The sequence below is a fragment of the Curtobacterium sp. Leaf261 genome (assembly GCF_001422205.1).
GTDB lineage: Bacteria > Actinomycetota > Actinomycetes > Actinomycetales > Microbacteriaceae > Curtobacterium.
Map to the genome: position 1 here is coordinate 63,447 of NZ_LMMJ01000008.1, position 14,835 is coordinate 78,281.

Annotated in this window: 15 protein-coding genes; 5 read left to right on the forward strand and 10 right to left on the reverse strand. The window is 73.7% G+C overall.

The features are described 5' to 3' along the window. Position 1: 1 nt before the first annotated feature. Genes ASF23_RS08565 through ASF23_RS08575 form a run of 3 tightly spaced genes read right to left on the reverse strand, consistent with a single transcriptional unit; the run spans position 2 to position 1,625 of the window. Positions 2 to 355, reverse strand: coding sequence for a hypothetical protein (locus tag ASF23_RS08565; protein ID WP_055951878.1), 354 nt, complete (start codon positions 353 to 355; stop codon positions 2 to 4). Next, a complete protein-coding gene (locus ASF23_RS08570) occupies positions 352 to 1,020 on the reverse strand; it encodes an Asp23/Gls24 family envelope stress response protein (RefSeq protein WP_055951881.1) in 669 nt (222 codons plus the stop codon). Before ASF23_RS08570 ends, ASF23_RS08565 begins: the two co-directional genes overlap by 4 nt. Beyond that, positions 1,011 to 1,625 (reverse strand): RNA polymerase sigma factor, encoded by a 615-nt coding sequence (locus ASF23_RS08575; RefSeq protein WP_235510836.1) that lies wholly within the window; start codon positions 1,623 to 1,625, stop codon positions 1,011 to 1,013. The genes ASF23_RS08570 and ASF23_RS08575 overlap by 10 nt, the downstream gene beginning before the upstream one ends. Positions 1,626 to 1,862: 237 nt before the next feature. Between ASF23_RS08575 and ASF23_RS08580 the strand changes: the two genes are divergently transcribed. Then, positions 1,863 to 2,981: an AraC family transcriptional regulator gene (locus ASF23_RS08580; RefSeq protein ID WP_055951886.1), complete on the forward strand. Its 1,119-nt coding sequence runs from the start codon at positions 1,863 to 1,865 to the stop codon at positions 2,979 to 2,981. Positions 2,982 to 3,120: 139 nt separating this feature from the next. After that, positions 3,121 to 3,921, forward strand: coding sequence for an aquaporin Z (aqpZ, locus tag ASF23_RS08585; RefSeq protein WP_082473959.1), 801 nt, complete (start codon positions 3,121 to 3,123; stop codon positions 3,919 to 3,921). A 60-nt stretch (positions 3,922 to 3,981) separates the two neighbouring features. Here aqpZ and ASF23_RS08590 read toward each other — a convergent pair whose 3' ends face one another. Next, positions 3,982 to 5,205 carry an MFS transporter gene (locus ASF23_RS08590; RefSeq protein ID WP_055951888.1) on the reverse strand — a complete coding sequence of 408 codons (1,224 nt, stop codon included), beginning with the start codon at positions 5,203 to 5,205 and terminating at the stop codon, positions 3,982 to 3,984. Between the two features lie 107 nt (positions 5,206 to 5,312). On the opposite strand from ASF23_RS08590, the gene ASF23_RS08595 reads away from it, so the two are divergent. Continuing rightward, complete coding sequence (locus ASF23_RS08595; protein WP_082473960.1) at positions 5,313 to 6,107, forward strand: alpha/beta fold hydrolase; 795 nt, start codon at positions 5,313 to 5,315, stop codon at positions 6,105 to 6,107. 12 nt (positions 6,108 to 6,119) lie between these two features. Here ASF23_RS08595 and ASF23_RS19015 read toward each other — a convergent pair whose 3' ends face one another. The 4 genes from ASF23_RS19015 to ASF23_RS08615 form a co-directional block, all read right to left on the reverse strand. Further along, positions 6,120 to 6,938 (reverse strand): ATP-binding cassette domain-containing protein, encoded by an 819-nt coding sequence (locus ASF23_RS19015; protein ID WP_055951894.1) that lies wholly within the window; start codon positions 6,936 to 6,938, stop codon positions 6,120 to 6,122. Further along, the gene (locus tag ASF23_RS08605) at positions 6,935 to 7,864 is read right to left on the reverse strand and encodes an ABC transporter ATP-binding protein (RefSeq protein WP_055951896.1); all 930 of its coding nucleotides are present in this window, start codon (positions 7,862 to 7,864) and stop codon (positions 6,935 to 6,937) included. The genes ASF23_RS19015 and ASF23_RS08605 overlap by 4 nt, the downstream gene beginning before the upstream one ends. Further along, a complete protein-coding gene (locus tag ASF23_RS08610) occupies positions 7,861 to 10,947 on the reverse strand; it encodes an FtsX-like permease family protein (protein WP_055951899.1) in 3,087 nt (1,028 codons plus the stop codon). The genes ASF23_RS08605 and ASF23_RS08610 overlap by 4 nt, the downstream gene beginning before the upstream one ends. Before the next feature lie 174 nt (positions 10,948 to 11,121). Further along, on the reverse strand, positions 11,122 to 11,685 hold the full coding sequence (locus ASF23_RS08615; RefSeq protein WP_055951902.1) for a dihydrofolate reductase family protein: 564 nt from the start codon (positions 11,683 to 11,685) through the stop codon (positions 11,122 to 11,124). Between the two features lie 67 nt (positions 11,686 to 11,752). On the opposite strand from ASF23_RS08615, the gene ASF23_RS08620 reads away from it, so the two are divergent. Then, positions 11,753 to 12,523, forward strand: a complete 771-nt coding sequence (locus ASF23_RS08620; RefSeq protein ID WP_055951904.1) for an alpha/beta fold hydrolase — start codon at positions 11,753 to 11,755, stop codon at positions 12,521 to 12,523. Continuing rightward, a complete protein-coding gene (locus ASF23_RS08625; RefSeq protein WP_235510837.1) occupies positions 12,520 to 13,257 on the forward strand; it encodes an esterase/lipase family protein in 738 nt (245 codons plus the stop codon). The genes ASF23_RS08620 and ASF23_RS08625 overlap by 4 nt, the downstream gene beginning before the upstream one ends. 12 nt (positions 13,258 to 13,269) lie before the next feature. Here the strand turns inward: ASF23_RS08625 and ASF23_RS08630 are convergent, their stop codons facing one another. Both ASF23_RS08630 and ASF23_RS08635 read right to left on the reverse strand, forming a co-directional pair. Continuing rightward, positions 13,270 to 14,025: a class I SAM-dependent methyltransferase gene (locus ASF23_RS08630; RefSeq protein ID WP_055951909.1), complete on the reverse strand. Its 756-nt coding sequence runs from the start codon at positions 14,023 to 14,025 to the stop codon at positions 13,270 to 13,272. A gap of 87 nt (positions 14,026 to 14,112) precedes the next feature. Beyond that, on the reverse strand, positions 14,113 to 14,355 hold the full coding sequence (locus ASF23_RS08635) for a hypothetical protein (protein ID WP_055951913.1): 243 nt from the start codon (positions 14,353 to 14,355) through the stop codon (positions 14,113 to 14,115). Positions 14,356 to 14,835: the final 480 nt, after the last annotated feature.

Genomic DNA, 14,835 nt, shown 5'->3' on the forward strand with positions numbered 1-14,835 from the left:
GCTAGCGCGAGGTCGGCTCCGGCCCGTCCTCGACGAGCCGCACCTTCACGTTCACCGCGAGCTCCCCCTCGGCAGCTCCCGCTTCGTGCACGTGCGTCCGGATCAGTTCCCCGACCCGGCGGAGCGTCTCGGGCGCGGGGACCGAGGACACCGTGGCGATGTGCGCAGTGACGGTCGTGAACCCGTCCACGCGATCGATGTCGACGAGGACGTCGGGCATGCGCAGCGCCAGTCGGACCGCGATCGCGTCGGCCGCAGCCTCAATGATCGGCTGCGCCGGGAACACGCCGGACACCCCCTCGACGTCGCGGATCGCAGCGGTGAGGTGCTGGGACAGCGCGGTGTCGTCGGTCACGGTCGTCCCCCCTCGGGCGGGAACACGTCGTCGATCGTGACGTCGACCGCCGCGACCACCAGCTCGGTGTGCTCGGCGAGCACGGCCGTGATCCGGTGCCGCAGTCGCTCCGCCGCGTCCTCGATCGGGATGCCGAACTCCAGGCTCGCGGTGACGTCGACCCGGATCGGGGCACCCGGGATCGTCACGTCGCCGTCCAGCACGCACCGCCCCATGACGACACCGCCCATGGTGTCCCCGGCACGTCGGACCATCCCGCGGACCGCAGCCTCGGTGAGGGAGAGTCGCAGCGTCGGATCGGGGTGCGTGATCGGCACGTCGCGGCCGGATCGGAGCTCCGACTTGATCGAGTCGAGGAGCCCGCTGATCCACACCTCGTCGCGGGCCGCGTCGCCCTGCGCCTCGCGATCGAACGCGGCGTGGGTGAGCTCGCGGAGCCGGGTGAGGTTCGTCAGCGCGAGTCGGCATGCCGCCGAGTGCTCGATCGACGAGTCGTACGGCGTCCGTCCGCGGTCGAGGTAGTCGCCGAGCTCCTCCATCGTGTGACCGTCGAGCTCGTCGGTCGGAGCGAGCTCGTCGGACGGCGTCAGGTGGTCACCGGGCGTCAGGGGGTCACCTGGCGTCGGGTCGTCGGGGGGCGTCAGGTCGTCGGTCGTCATCGCCATGCCTCCATCTCGTGGAGCACGAAACTGCGGGCCCGCGCGAGGAGACCCCGCACGGTGGAGACGGGGATCTGCAGCGTGTCTGCGATCTCCTGGTACGTGTAGCCGGCCGTCTCGCGGAGGAGCCAGCACCGCCGCTGGTCGGTCGGGAGCTTGTCGAGCGCCAACCAGACCGCGTCGAGCTGCATGCGTGCCTCGACGACGCGCTCCGGGGACGCTGCGCTGCGCGCCGGGGGATCCAGCTCGGTGACGTCGACGTGGTGCCGCCGCACCCGGAGCCGGTCGATCGCCTTGTTCGTCACGATCCGCATCAGCCAACCGCGGACGTACTTGGGACTCTCGAGCTCGGCGATGCGGCGCCACCCGGTCAGGAACGCCTCCTGCACCACGTCGTCGGACTCCACGTCGGAGCCGAGCAGCTTCGCCGCGTAGACGCGCATCAGCGGACCGTGTCGCCGTGCGAGGACCTCGAACGAGCGGACGTCGCCGTCCGCCGCCCTGGAGGCGAGCGTCGCGTCCGACGCCTCCAGCAGTGGGTCCTGTTCGACGATGACATGCTCCTGGTTCGTGGCGGCGCTCGTCCGCGATGGCTCCGACCTGCCTACCACGCCGGGGGCACCCGTCGCCGAGCGGTGGCCCGGAACCGAGTCGGGCGGGGTACGACGTGCAGTGGACAGACCATTCTCCCCACCATCTGGGGCACCTGCCCACCCCATCCGCCCCGACGGCCGCACCGGATTCCCAGACAACGATCCGTGACACGGGACCAGGCCCACTCGTCATGGTCGTGGTGGCGAGAACGCCTCGCACCCGAGACCGGCCCAACCACCGGACGAAGGACACACATGAGCACGATGCTGCCGTCCGGCGACCCCACGGTGCCCGACGACCCCACGAGACCCGACGACCCCACGAGACCCGACGGCCCCGGCGCCGACGAGCCCGGGAGCCCCGTTCCCTCGACGTCCGGCGACCCCGATCCGATCATCGCCACCGGCGACGCCGTCCCCGAGCGTGTCGAGATCGCCGGCCGCGATCTCGCGACGGCCACCCGCGTCGCACGCGACCACTTCGGCGAGGTGCGCCTCGACGGCACCGCACCGGACGGCCGCCTCGACTTCCGGTACACGGCCGTCGGCGGTCCACGGGTCGACCTCCGCGCAGTGGGCCTCGCGCGGGAGCTCCGCGGCGAGACCGACCGGCTCGACGGGTACTTCGTGGCGTGGTTCCGCGACGGTGCTGCGACCATCGGCCTCGGTACCGCCGACCGGACGACCGAGGTGACGGTCGTCCCGGGTCGGCCGGTGGTCCTGCCGTCCACCGACCCGTTCCGGTTCCGGGTGCCGGCCGGCCGCCAGAACCTCGTCCACGTCGACAGCGCGTTCCTCGAGGACGTCGCGACGGAACGACACGGCGGCTCCGCCCGGCCGGTGGTGTTCCGGACCGAGGTCGAGCCCACCCCGGCGGCGTTCGTCGCCTGGCGCTCCGCGTTGACCGCGGCGGCTCCCGTGATCTCCACTCCCGACGCACCGCCCCTGATGCGGATGGACGCGGACCTCGCCGTCGCCCGGGCCGTGCTCACCGCGTTCTCGTGGCACACCGAACAGGTCCCGGAGGTGTTCCGCACCGTGCGGCTCGCCCGGGTTCGGGCAGCGGTCGAGCACCTGCACGAGAACGCGCACCTGCCGATCAGTCCCTCGGTGGCGGCCACCGCGGTCGGACTCAACACGAGGACCATGCAGGTCGCGTTCCAGCGGTACCTCGGGGTGTCGCCGACGGAGTACCTCCGGGGCGTCCGGCTGGACCGCGTGCGACGGGACCTGGTCGAGCACACGCCCGACACCGCCACGGTGTCCGACCTCGCTCGCGCCTGGGGGTTCGGGAACCTCGGCCGGTTCGCGATGGCGTACGCGGAGCGCTTCGGCGAGAAGCCGAACGAGACGCTCCGCCGCGGGCAGCGCTGACCTCACCAGCGTCCCGAGGATGGCCGCGGAGCGAGTCCGGACCGCATCGTCCGGGGCGAGTCCGGCCACGCGTGTGACAGACCGTCTCCTCGACCTGTCTCAAGGGCGTCCCCGACGCCCTCCGGAAGGAACCCGAACCATGAGCAGCAAACGACCCGTCAGCCGATCCACCGCCGAACAGCGCGCCCAGGATGCCCAGACCTGGCCCACCGCGGCCAGACTCCTGGCGGAGGTCTTCGGGACGTTCCTCCTCGTCTTCGGCGGTGTGGGCACGGCGCTCTTCGCGTCCGCGTTCCCGACCTCCGAGAACACCCTCGGCGTCGGGTTCCTCGGCGTCGCCCTGGCGTTCGGCCTGACGGTCATGGCCGGCATCTACGCGGTCGGACACATCTCCGGCGGGCACTTCAACCCCGCCGTCACGGTCGGCCTCGCGCTCGCCGGGCGGACCGAGTGGCGGCATGTCCCCGGCTACGTGGTCGCGCAGATCGTCGGCGGCCTCGTCGCGTCGAGTGCGCTCGCGGCCATCGCGGCGAGCGGTCCGGGGCGGTACCTGGGCGCTGCGCAGGACGACGGCTTCGCGTCGAATGGGTGGGGCAGCGCCTCACCCGGACACTTCGGCATCGTGGGTGTCGCCCTCACCGAGGTCATCCTCACCGGCGTGTTCGTCGCCGTGATCCTGTCCGTCACCGCCAAGCCCGAGTACAAGGCCGTCGCCCCGATCGGCATCGGCCTCACCCTGACGCTCATCCACCTCATCAGCATCCCGATCAGCAACACCTCGGTGAACCCCGCCCGCTCGATCGCCGCCGCCGTCTACGGTGGGCCGATCGCGCTGTCCCAGCTCTGGCTCTTCATCGTCGCGCCGGTCGTCGGCGCCGCGATCGCGGGGTTCGCGCACCGCCAGCTCTCCCGCAGCCGCGCGCTCGCGCTCACCGACTGACGAACTGACGGACTGACGGACTGGAGGCGCGGTGCAGGCCCGCACCGCGCCTCCAGACCGTCAGGCGGCCGGTCCCGGAGCCGCGACGGATCCGGCGGACGCGACCGACCGCGGTGCCGTGGCCTTCGCGACGAGCAGCGCGACGAGCAGCAGCGCCGCCGGCACGAACATCGCCGTCTGCAGCCCGAGGTGCTCGCCGAGGAACCCGAGCGACGGCGGCCCCACGAGGAACGCGAAGTACCCCGCCGTGGCGACGATCGACACGCGCCGGTCCCCGTCCGTCGGGTGGTCACCCGCCGCCGACACCGCCACGGGGAACCCGAGGGCGATCCCGAGTCCCCAGACGGCCGCGGCCACGACCGTCAGGGCCGCCGAGGGAGCGAGGGCCACCCCGAGGACACCCACCAGCCCGACGATCCCGCAGCCGCGGATCACCGTGGCGCGACCGAAGCGGGCGACGAGCGGCGACCCCGCGGACCGACCGACGAGCATCGCGAGCGAGAAGCCGGTGAAGACGAGGGAGCCGACGACCTCCGGTGCGTCGTGGCTCGTCGTCATGAGGAGCGGGAGCCAGTCGCTCGCCGAACCCTCCGCGAACGCCATCGCGAGCACGATGACGGCGATGAGCGCGACCTGGAGCGTCAGCACGGACCGGGTGCGGGTGCCGGCCACCGTCCGCGTCGGTTCCGGCTCCTGCTCGCGGGGGAGGGGGCGGAGGAACAGCGCCGCAGTGATCGCGAGCGCGGCCATCACGGCGGCGGCGATCGGCAGGTGGACCCCGACGGGCACCCGGGCCGCGGACGCGAGGATGCCCACCCCGCCGCCGAGGACGCTTCCGAGGCTGAAGCAGGCGTGCAGCGTCGGGATGACCGGCCGTTCGAGCACCCGTTCGAGCGCGGCGGCCTCGACGTTGAGGCCGATCTCCGCCATGCCGGACCCGAACCCGACGAGGAACAGGCCTGCGGCCACCCCCGGTGTCAGCGCGGCCGGGGCGAGGAGGCCGACGAGCAGCATCCCGATGACCGGCAGCGCACCCCCGAGGAGGATCAGCGGCCGGGTCCCGACCCGGCGGATGAGTGCGCCCGCCCCGAGGATCCCGAGCATCGACCCGATCGAGAGCCCGAGCAGCACGATCCCCATGGTCTCGATCGACGCACCGAGGTCCGTCCGGACCGCCGGGGTCCGCGTCACCCAGGAGCCGATCCCGAACCCCGTCATCGTCGACGTGGCGAACAGCGCGAGGCGCGGGGCGCCGAGCGACACGGGTGAGCGGTCGGTGGTCACGACGCCAACCCTGTCACGGATGCGGCGGGGCCGTCGGTGTCGGAGCGGAATGGCCGATCCGCGACGCTCCCCAGCATCCTCATGCCCGTCGGGAGTGGAGTGGGCGGATGTCTGAGCGGCCTGCAGCGGTGACGGTCCCGTTCGCCTCGACCGGGACCGGACGACCCGTCGTCGTGCTGCCCGGGATCTGGCCGTCGACCGGTGTCGGGAGCGCCGTGCTCGTCCGTGACGCGCTCGCCCCGCTGCACGCGGTCGCCCCGCAGCGCCGGCTCGTGGTCCTGAACCGGTGGCCAGGGCTCGCGACGGGGACGACCATCCGGGACGTCGCCGCCGAGTACGCCGACACGCTCGACCGGGTGCTCGGCGAACCGTTCGACCTCGTGGGGACGTCGACGGGCGGGAGCATCGCCCAGCAGTTCGCCGCGGACCACCCGCACCTGGTGCGTCGCCTCGCCCTCGTGAGCACCGCGTGCCGTCTTGGTCCCCACGGGCGGCGTGTGCAGGCCGATGTCGCCGCAGCGCTCCGGGCCGGCCGGATCCGGGCGGCGGGCGGGATCGCGACGGCGGGCTCGGCCCCGGCGGTGTTCCGGAGCGTGCTGACCGGTGTCGGGTGGGTCGCTGCGCCGTTGGTGATCCGCGGCCCGCAGACGGCGGCTGACCTCGCCACGACGCTCGAGGCGGAGGACGGGTTCGACCTCGGGTCGGTCGAGCGGGTGATCGCGGCCCCGACGCTGATCCTGGGTGGCGAACGCGACCGCTTCTACGACGCGGAGCTGTTCCCCGCGACGGCGGCCCTCATCCCGGGGAGTGAGCTCCACGTCCTCCCGCGCCTCGGCCACGGCGCGGTGCCGCGGTCGCACGAGGCCCGGGGGCTCCTGACCCGGTTCCTGCTGCGGGACTGACCGCGCCGTCCGTCACCCGGCCGTCCCGCGGCGTGTGGCGATCGCGACGACCTGGTCACACCGTTCGACGAGCACGGGGTCCGGGGCCGCCAGCACGACCACCGCGCCGCCGGCCATCGCGGCGGCGAGCGCGTCCCACACGACGTCCCGGCTCGCGGCGTCGAGCTCGCTCGTCGGGTCGTCGAGGCAGACGAGCCGTGGTGTGCCCACGAGCGCTCGGGCGACGGCGACCCGCTGCTGCTGCCCGCCGGAGAGCTGCTCGACGAGGTTGTGCCAGCTCGACTCCGGCAGACCGAGCGACCCGAGCAGCACCTCGATCGCCGTCCAGTCCTCCTCGGCGAGACGGGCGGAGCGTCGTGTCGGGGCGCCGCCGGAGCGTCGGGTGGGGAGGCCCCAGCGTCGGGTGGGGAGGCCCCAGCGTCGTGCGGGACCGACCTCCGCGGAGTCGTCCATGGTCCCGAGGGCGCGGACGGCGACGTTCTCGGCGGCACTCAGTCCGCCGATGAGCTCGTGCCCCTGCGTGACGACCCCGACATCGCGCGGCGCGGCGGCACGGCCGTCGAGCAGGACGCGCCCCGCCCAGGCGAGACCGGACTGCGCGATGCCGTCCGCCCCGCCCGCGGGCCCGCCGCCGCCGACACCGCCGACGGCGGCGCCGCCGCCGCCGCCGACTCCCTCGACGATCGCCCGGAGCACGCTCGACGTCCCGCTCCCGGCCGGCCCGGTGATCGCGATCGCGGTCCCCGGCGGCACCGTCCGACTGAGCCCGTCGAGCACCACGCGGCCGCCGATCCGCACGACCAGGTCGTCGAGCTCGAGCCCGTCGTTCACGAGTCCTCCCCGTCTGCACGGACGATCCGGAGCGTGTCCCCGTCGCCCTGCTCCACCGTGACGAGCGACCCCGCGGGCCACGCGGCGCGGAGGGCCTCCGGGATCTGGATCGACCCGTCGGTGCCGACCACCGCGTATCGTCCGCGGTCGGTGGCCTCCTCGCCGATCCGACCGTCGCGCAGGTGGATCATCCGCTGCATCCGCGCCGCGACCTGCTCGTCGTGCGTCACGACCAGCACCGCCGTGCCCTGCGCCTCCGCGGTCTCGACGAGGACGTCGAGGAGCCGGTCCCTGGCCTCGTCGTCGAGCTGGCTGGTCGGCTCGTCCGCGAGGAGCAACCGCGGACGGGGCGCCATCGCCACCGCGAGCGCGACGGTCTGCTGCTCCGACGGCGACATCGCCGACACCAGGCGTCCGTCGTCGGCGATCCCCCCGGCCCGGAGCACGTGTCGGCCGATGCGCGTGCTGCTGTTCGCCGTGCCGCGGGTCGCCCAGGTGACGTTGCCGATGGCCGTCTCGTGCAGCAGCAGGTTCACCGACGCCCCCTGCAGCATGAGGCCGAGGGTGCCGCCGCGGAGCCGACGGAGGTCGCGCTCCGAGGCCGACCCGAGGTCCGTGCCGAACACCGACACCCGACCGGCACTCGGACGCATGATGCCGGCGGCGATCGTCAGGAGCGTCGACTTGCCGGAGCCGGAGGGGCCGAGGAGTGCGATCCGGGCCCCGGCAGCGACCGTCAGGTCCACCCCGCGGAGCGCGGCGACGTCGGTCCCCGCCTCGCGGTAGACGTGCACCAGCCCCGCGGCGCGGAACGCGATGCGGTCCTCCGCCGCCGGTGGCACGGTCGGCACCGCGGTCGACGCGTCGGACGCGACCGCGGTCGGTGGCCGGCCACGTCGGGAACGGCGGGTGTCCGTGGTGGTCATGGCGTGCCTCCCGTCCGGTGCGTCGCGTCCCGGAGTTCCAGTCGTGCGCCGACGACCGCGATGGTCGCGAGGAGCGCGAGCTCGCCGACGACCAGCGCGACGATCGGCAGCACACCCGGCGCGAGGTCGGGCGGCGGGCTGCCGCTCTCGCCGGACAGCAGCGGCAGCCGGGCGATCGTCACCGCGAACGCCGCGACGCCCGCCGCGACGCCGAGCAGCGCGCCGATGCCCGTCGGCAGGAGGGCGTCGAGCGTCAGCACACGGCGCAGTCGCGCGGCGCTGAGACCGGCACTCCGGAGTGAGACCCAGTCCCGACGGCGGCCGTCGGCACCGATCACGCGGACGGCGACGAGGGCGAGGAGCGTCAGCCCGAGCGCACCGGCCGCGATCGGCAGGCCGAGCACCGAGCCGAGCGTCGGCGCAGCACGGTCGGCCCGGCGTTCCGCATCCGCCAGGGTGTGCGTCGCCGTCACCCGGATGCCATCCGCCCGCAGCTTCGCCAGGACGTCCGGGTGCGAGCCCGGGGCGAGCCACACCTCGTGCTGGGCGAGGCTCGCAGCCGGGTCGGTGACACGGTCCGCCACGCCGAGGTCGATCATCGCGCCGTCGCCGAGCACCCGGGGGACCGCGTCGGTGTGCCCGACCACACGGAGGATCCGCGGGCTCTGGTCCGGACCGACCCCGCTCACCGCGTCCCTGATCCCGGGGAACGGCGCCGTCCCGGTGCTCCGGCCGAGGAGCGCCGGGATCGGTTCGGGCGCGTCCCTCGGGGCGATGCTCGCGACGTGCGAGCCGGAGCTGTCCGTGAGCGAGACGGCGAGTCCCCGCGCACCGGCCGTGTCCGCCCGCGAGAGCGAGGACCGGGTGCGCTGCTGTGAGTCGGTGCTGTCGCCGATCCGGTTCCGCCAGCGTGACGGTGCAAGCCAGGATGCCGTCGAGCCGCGGTCGAGCCGGTCGGTCGCGATCCCGGTCAGCGTGAACGCCGAGCTGTACGGCGGCTCGTACTGGTCGGTGCTCGTGATGCCGATCGACACCAGGCGGCAGCCGTCGGCGCAACGGATCGGCTCCGTCAGGGTGCCGTCCCGCGGGGAGCCGAAGTCGAGGTACTGCCACCCCGACCCGTTCTGCACGACCACCTGCAGGGCGACCGCGCTCTGGTCGGTGCTGATCGAGGCGCTCCGGACGTCGGCGAGCGTCAGGCGGAGCTCGGAGCCCCTGAGCGTCAGGGACTCCGACGCAGCGGGGTCGAGCAGCGTCGTGAGCTCGGAAGCGGACCGACCGCTCCAGGCCGTGTCCCAGCTGCTGACCGCTCCGAGACGCGCCGTGTCCACCGCGACGAGCCGGCCGACGCCGGTGCCGCTGGTCAGCACCTCCGCGGCCATCGCGGTGCGGCCGTCGGGATCGGCCCGGCGGACCGCGTCGAGGAGCGTGACGTCTCCGGGCACCGACACGTCGAGGACCGTGGCCGCTCCGAGGGTCGCCGCCGTGCGGTCGTCCTGCAGGCGCGTCCCGACGACCGCCGTCTGGCTCGCGTACACCGCGATCGCGACGCCGACCGTCACCATGACGGCCGCCGAGAGGACCGAGGGGGAGCGACCGAGCTGTCGCCCGATGAGCACGCCGCCGAGGCTCCGCGGGGGACGCTTCGTCCGGCGGCGGATGACGAGCACTGCGACCCGGAGCCCCACGATGCCGATGAGGACCGCCACGAGGCTCGGGGCGAGGAGCGCGACTCCCGGCCCGGTGACCTCCTGCACGGTCACGAGCGAGGCGAGCACCGTCACGGTCACGAGCACCGCACCCGCCTGCACCACGACGGCGGTCCGCGACAGCAGCCGCGGTTCGGCGGTCGCCCGGAGCAGGTCGACGAGCGGGAGCCTCGCCGACCGGACACTCGCCGCGACGAGGGCGACGAGGGACCCCACGAGGCTCAGTCCGGCCGCCGCGAGCACCAGCGGCTGCCACGGCTCGACCGACGCCGTCCCACCGAGGACGGTCCGCGCCGCGACGGCCGAGGCAGCGACACCGACGCCGAACCCGACCACGGCGCCGATCACGACGGCCACGCCGGGTTCCAGGAACACCGCGCCGAGCCACCGCCGGCGGGGGAGTCCGCGGAGCCGACCGAGCCCCCACTCCGTCGCCCGGACGCGGCCGATCCGCTGGATGACGAGCCCCTCCGCGAACCAGGCGAGCCCGAGTGCCTGGACCGCCGTGACCGCGAGGATGACCCCGGCGGCGTCGTGCTGCGGCCCGATCCGGTCGAGCACCCCGGTGATGCCGGACGTGAACCTGGCCGATGCCGACGCACCGTCGCTCGTCAGTGTCGACGCCCGCGCGGCCCGGATGTCGCTGCGGATCTCGGGGATCTCACCGAGCGTCGGTGGGTGCCGGAGGTACCGGATCGAGTAGGACGTGCCGTCGGCGACGATGCTGTCGAAACCCTCGAGCGACACCACGAAGTCCGACGAGCCGCCGCCGCCCGCACCGAAGCGACGGCCGGGTCCGGCGAGGAGGTTCCCGGTCCGGCCGGAGTCGCGGTAGATGCCGGTCACGGTGAAGGCGGTGCTCGGGGCCTCGGGGACCAGGTCGGTGAGGTCGACCACGTCACCCACCCGGATCCCGTTCGCGCGCGCAGTGCTCTGCGGGACGACGATCCCCGAGCCGTCGGTGACGCACCGACCGGTCACGAGGGTCGCGCCGCCGCAGGAGCTGTCCGCTGCGACGATGGAGGCCTGGCGCGCCCGGCCCGCCCTGCCCGTGACGTCCCAGCCGTACGGGGTGTCCGACTCGGTGAGGGTCACCGGCCGCTGCCAGAGGTGGTTCGAGACGGCGGAGCTCACCGCGAGTGCCGCCCCGAGACCCTCTGCGCTCTGCGCCGCCTGCGTCGAGGCCTGGGCGACGAGTGCCGTGCCGTCCGGTCCGGCGTTCTGCACCGCCTCGGCGAGGGTGACCTGCTGCACGGCCCGGAAGAGCATCGGCGCGAGCACCGACACGATCATCGCGATCGCGGACAGCGCGACCAGGCACGCGAACGCGGCCGGTCGCCGACGGACGCTGCGCGTCCAGAACGTCCCCCTCATGCCGGTTCGCACCTCCCTGTGCTGCCGTCATCGTGCCACAGACCGGACGGGAGGCGCGGGACCGGCCCGCACCGTGCCTCCCGTCCGTCGCGTGGTGCCGAACGCGGCGCCGGTCCGGTGGGCGGAGTCCGTTCGTCCGTCGGCCGGCGCCGGTCAGTCCGGCGGCGGCGGCGGTCAGTCCGTCGGGCGGGGCCGGTACGTCAGGAGCGCGTTCCCCCTGCTCGTCGTCGCACCCCGGACGAGTTCGAGCCGGGTCGCCGGGTCGTCCGCCGCGAAGAGCCGTTGCCCCGCGCCGGCGATCGCGGGGTGGACCATGAGCAGGAGTTCGTCGAGCAGTCCCGCGAAGAGCAGCTGGCGGACCACCGAGATGCTGCCGAACACACTGATGTCGCCGTCACCGTCGCCCCGCTTGAGGTCCCGGACGAAGGTCTCGAGATCGCCGTCGACGAGCGTGGAGTTCTCCCACGCGAGGGGCGCCGTCAGCGTGTGCGACACGACGAACTTCTGCAGCGGGTTGATGAACGCCGCGAACGGGTCGTCCGACTCAGGGGCGCTGTCCGGCCAGTACCCGGCCCACTCCTCGTACGAGGTCCGCCCCAGGATGCCGGTCGTCGTGGACTGCATCAGGGCGGTCATGCCCGCACCGAGCTCGTCGTCGAAGCTGTCGTACTGGAACCGGTACGGCTCGGAGACGACCCCGTCGACGGAGCTGAAGAGACCCGCGGTGACCTTGCGCATGCGGCGACGGTACCGTTGCCGGCGGCCGTGCACCAGGCCCGGTGGTGCCGCGCGTATCGTCGAGCGCATGCGCCCCCTCGTCGAGACCGTGGAGATCGACGGGGCCACCGTGCGCCTCCGGACGATGGCACCGGCCGGCCGCTCCAGGGACACCCTCACGCCGACGATCGCCCTCGTGCACGGCATCGGGATGTCGCACCGGTCCTTCATCCGGTTGCAGCGGGTGCTCTCGCGGACGTATCGGACGGTCGCGGTCGACCTCCCCGGTTTCGGCGGGCTCCCACCGGTCGGCGCCGTCGGCATCGACGGGTTCGCGCGGATCGTGCTCGCGGCGCTCCGCGAGGTCGAGATCGAGGAGTGCGTCGCACTCGGACAGTCGATGGGATCGCAGGTCGCGGCCGAGATGGCCCGGCAGGACCCCGGGTTCGTCACGTCGGTCGTGCTCGTCGGACCCGTCATCGACGACCACCGTCCACGGCTCTGGCAGCAGGCGCTCTCGCTCCTCGCGGACGGCCCGGGCGAGGGCGTGCGGATGAACTGGGTGCTCCTCAGCGACTACGCGAGGAGTCTGCCGCAGTACCTGGCGGTCCTCCCGGCGATGCTGCGGTACCCGATGTTCCGGGTCGTCGCGGGCCTGACCGTCCCGGTGCTCGTGCTCCGAGGCGGGTACGACCCGATCGCCGACCACGACTGGGGGCGGCGGCTCGCCGGTGTCGCGGGCGAGGGTGCACTCGTCGAGCTGCCGGGCCCGCACCACGTGCAGGAGCACCAGCCCCGACCGGTCGCCGCGATCGTCGACGAGTTCCTCCGGGTGCAGTCCGTCGGACGGCTGCGGTGACCGGGTCCCCGTCGGCGCGACGCGACAACTCCGCGACCGAGGCGGCTCGGGGACACGGCATCGGATGGCGGCTCCGGGTCGCCGGGTGGTGGGTCCGCGACTGGCTCTACGCCGGGGTCTGGCAGGTCCGGAGCCTCGGGCCGACGGGTGCCGACGACTACCGCTCGGGCGACCGACAGCCGATCGTGGTGCTGCCCGGCATCTACGAGACCTGGCACTTCATGCGGCCCCTGATGGACGCCCTGCACGATCGGGGTCATCCGGTGTTCGTCGTCACCGCGCTGCACCACAACCTGCTCCCGGTGCGGGACAGCGCGGCGCTCGTGATGCGACACCTGGTCGACGAGGGACTCGAGGACGTGCTGATCCTCGCGCACAGCAAGGGCGGCCTGATCGGCAAGTACGCCATGACGCAGGACGACCCCGACGAGCGGATCGACCGGATGGTGGCCGTGGCGACGCCCTTCGGCGGGAGCACCTACGCGCGGTACGCCCCGACGCCGGCGCTCCGGGCGTTCTCGGCGGCGGACCCCACCCTCGCTGAGCTCGGGGCCGACGTCGGGGCGAACAGCAGGATCACGTCGGTGTTCGGCGTGTTCGACTCGCTGATCCCGGAGGGGAGCGAACTCGAGGGTGCGCAGAACGTCCGGCTCGCGGTCGGCGGGCACTTCCGGATCCTGAGCGACCCCCGGACCTACCGCGCGGTGCTCGCCGCCGTCGATCCGGACGCGTGACCCCTGCGCTCCTCAGCGCAGGCTGGGGAGCGTCATCCGGAAGCAGTGCGCGGTGTACGGCACCGGCACCGTGGTACGCCCCGCGAGTGCCGGATCGGTGTCGAGCAGGTGGCGGACGGCGTCGAGGACGCGGCCACGGGCCTCCCGGCCGAGCGTGCTGATGTAACTGCGGGACGCGACCATGTCGACGAACGCGTTCCGGTCCTGCTCGTGCACCCAGCGGAAGTCGGCGGTCTCGATCGCCGCGGCGTCGAACGGCTCGGCGACGGTGGGGTGCACGGCCTCGATCGCGTGCTCCTCGGGCTGCGCCATGATCTCGGAGAGCTCCCGGACCCACGGCACACGGTCGTCGCGGATGTTCCAGACGAGCCCGAGGACGCCACCGGGGCGCAGGACACGGGCGACCTCGCGGGAGGCGACGACCGGGTCGACCCAGTGCCATGCCTGCGCGGCGACGACGGCGTCGACCGAGGCGTCCGGCAGCGGGACGTGCTCGCCCGAACCGTCGAGGACCCGTACTCCGGGGACGCGGTCCTCGAGCTGCGCACGCATCGCTGGGTCCGGCTCGACGGCGATCGTCTCGGCGCCGGGGGTCCTCGCGACGAGCGGCGCGACGACCCTCGTGAACTTGCCGGTGCCGGCGCCGAGGTCGACCACCCTCGAGGCGTGCTCGGGGAGGAGCCACTCGGCCGCCGCGACCGGGTACCCGGGGCGTCCGCGTTCGTAGGCGTCCGCGACGGCGCCGAAGGAGAGGGCGTGCGAGTCCATGCCGCTCAGCCTGCCACCGGCGGACGGCGCAGGTCGCAGGCTGCGCGCTCGGGCTGTGCGCTCAGGCTGCGCGCTCGGGCTGCGCGCTCAGTCGGCGCGGACCTGCTCCGGCACGACCGCGTGGGCCTCGTCGCGCAGGCTGTGGAACGCCGCGATCGCCTCGTCGTCGGTGAGCGCATGTGCCTCGAGCCGGTCGCCGATGCCGAGCAGTCGCAGGCGATCACGTGCGGCGGTGGCGACGTCGACCTCGGCCGCGTCGTCGATCGCGTCGCTCGCCTCGAGTCGGGCCAGCAGGGTCTCACGGGTCCAGCGGTGCAGTGCGAAGGCCATGAGGGGACGTCCGTTCCGAGGTGGTCGAGGGAGAGGAGCACGTGCGGCTCGCGCACCCTCCGGACGGTAGCGGTCGGCGGCCCTCGCGCGCATCGGCTCGACCCGGAGACTCGGACAGTGCACGGACGTTGCACGGCAGCGCGAAACATCCCCGAAAGAACGGGTGACAACGATCCGTCCGCGCGGGGGGCATGCGGACCGATCGGGGGACGCGGCGGTCGCCCGATGCGCGTGCATGAGCCTCCGCCCGATGCGCGTGCATGAGCCTGCGGCCGATGCGTGTGCATGCGGCGACATCACCCGAGGATCGCGACGTCGCCTTCCGGGTACGGGGTCGCCCGATGCGTGTGCATGAGCCGACGCCACGGCCCCGCGCGGGGGCTGCACTCGCGTTCCCACTCCGGGCATCGCTGCACCCGAGGCACCGCTGTCTGCACACGGCACCGCCCCAGAGCGTGGTGCCGTGTGCAGACAGCGGTG